Genomic DNA, 2,316 nt, shown 5'->3' with positions numbered 1-2,316 from the left:
TGATGGCCCCGGTCCCCCGGGAGAGGTTCGACCCGGGGGACCGGGGCCATCACTCCGTGGACCGGAACGGTCGGAGAGGGCGAGGGACGATGAAGCGACCGGTGCGAGCGGAGCAGTTGGGGCGGCTGGGTACGGGCATCGGGTGGCGGCCCGAGATCGCGGACGCCGTGGAGGCCATGCCGGGCATCGACTGGGTCGAGGCGGTGGCCGAGAACCTCTGTCCGGGGCACCTCCCCGAGTCGCTGCTGCGGCTGCGCGAGCGCGGTGTGACGGTCGTCCCGCACGGTGTCTCCCTGGGTCTTGGCGGCGCGGACCGGCCCGCCGAGGACCGGCTCACGGCGCTCGCGGAGCGCGCCGAGGCCCTGGGCTCGCCCCTGGTCACCGAGCACATCGCGTTCGTCCGGGCCGGCGGCCCGCTGACCGCGTCCCCGCTGCTGGAGGCCGGGCACCTGCTGCCCGTGCCCCGCACCCGGGACGCGCTCGACGTGCTGTGCGAGAACGTCCGCATCGCGCAGGCGGCACTGCCGGTGCCGCTCGCCGTGGAGAACATCGCCGCGCTGATCGCCTGGCCCGGCGACGAGCTGACGGAGGGTCAGTTCCTGTACGAACTGGCGGACCGGACCGGCGTACGCCTCCTCATCGATGTCGCCAATCTGCACACGAACCACGTCAACCGGGGCGAGGACCCGGCGAAGGCCCTGGCCGAACTGCCCGTCGAGGCCATCGCGTACGTCCATGTCGCGGGCGGTTTCGAACGGGACGGCGTCTGGCACGACAGCCACGCCCACCCGGTCCCGCCCCAGGTCCTCGACATCCTCACCGACCTCGCCTCCCGTGTCACCCCGCCCGGCGTCCTGCTGGAACGGGACGACAACTTCCCGGAGGCGGGCGAGCTGGAGCGGGAACTGGACGCGATCCGTGGAGCGCTGAAGGCGGCCTCGCCCGAGGAGTCGGCGACGGCGTTCACGCCCAGGACGGAGGCTGACCGGGCGCCCGACTCCGCCCCCGCGCGCCAGCGTCTCGCCCTCGCCCAGGCCGCGTTGCTCTCCGCGCTCGTCGCGGGGACGCCCGTGCCGGAGGGGTTCGACCGGGTGCGGCTCGGGGTGCAGTCGCGGGCGCTCGGGGCGAAGCGGGCCGATGTCGTGGCGAAGGTCGCGCCGGAGCTGCCCGAGATCCTCGGCGCCGGGTACCGGCCCGCCTTCCTCGCGTACGCGCACGGGCACCCCATGTCCGACGGCTACCGGCGCGACGCGCTGGACTTCGCCGCGCATCTGCTGTTCGGCGGACAGCCCGGGACCCCGGAGAACACGGAGGGCCTGCGGCGGCTGCGTGAGTGGTGGCTCGACCGCTCGGGTCCGGCCCCGCGCTCCCAGCGCCCCACGGCCAGGCTGGCCCGGGCCACCCGCCGCGTACTCCTGCGCCGCTGACGCACCTCCACCTCAACGCGCGCAAATTGTGCGGAGGTTAACAGCGCCGCCTATAACGCACTACTTCACCGACCCGCTTGTCAGCATTTCGACCAGTATGCAATGGTCAGCCCTTGCCTCATCCGGCGTCCACCCCTCCCCTCCCAGCGGTCTCCCGCTGTACAGCGGTCGGCGTAGGGCCCGCAGTACGATGCCAACTCCGCGCCCGCAGCCCGTTAGCGTGCGGTGCCGCGAGCAGGAGGCACCATGCGATCCATCCACCGTCCCGGTCTCGGCGGTACCGGGCTCATCGTCGCGGGTCTGGCGGCGACCCTCGTAGCACTGGTCTTCCCGGTCTGGTCGTACACGGACCGCGCCGGAACCGGTGTGGCCGTGCTCAACGCGCAGACCGTGTCGACACGGTTCGGGCCGCTGTCGGCGCTCGACCGCGAGTTCCTCACCAAGGTCCGGCTGGCGGGCCTGTGGGAACTGCCCGCCGGTCAGCAGGCCCAGGTACGCGGCACCACCGAGGCCGTACGGATCGCGGGCCGGCATCTGATCGAGGGGCACACGTTCCTCGACGCGCGGGTCCGGGACGTGGCCTCGCGGCTCGGGTTCGTCCTGCCCAACCAGCCGAGCGAGCAGCAGCGCGAGTGGCTCGGCGCCATGGACGCGGCCCACGGCGCGGACTTCGACAGCGAGTTCGCCAACCTGCTGCGGATGGCGCACGGCAAGGTGTTCTCCGTGGTCGCGCAGGTCCGCGCGAGCACCCGCAACTCCCTGGTCCGCGCCCTCGCCGACGACGCGAACCGGACCGTCCTCGACCACATCCAGGTCCTGGAGGCCACCGGGTACGTCGACTTCGACGCCCTCGCGGAGGACATGGCCGCCGCGAGGGCGTCGAAGTCGA

Annotated in this window: 2 protein-coding genes; both read left to right on the top strand. The window is 72.9% G+C overall.

Annotated elements, in window-relative coordinates:
• Window positions 1-89 precede the first annotated feature (89 nt).
• Window positions 90-1,427, top strand: coding sequence for an MbnB/TglH/ChrH family RiPP precursor modification enzyme (locus tag AOK08_RS40845; protein ID WP_063794237.1), 1,338 nt, complete (start codon window positions 90-92; stop codon window positions 1,425-1,427).
• A 246-nt stretch (window positions 1,428-1,673) separates the two neighbouring features.
• On the top strand, window positions 1,674-2,316 hold a 643-nt coding region (locus AOK08_RS40840; RefSeq protein WP_055535503.1), incomplete at its 3' end, for a DUF4142 domain-containing protein.

It is taken from the genome of Streptomyces graminilatus (assembly GCF_001418565.1).
In the GTDB taxonomy this organism is placed as follows: Bacteria; Actinomycetota; Actinomycetes; order Streptomycetales; family Streptomycetaceae; genus Streptomyces; species Streptomyces graminilatus.
Note: the sequence above shows the minus strand (reverse complement) of the source record. Positions and strands in the feature narration are given on the sequence as shown.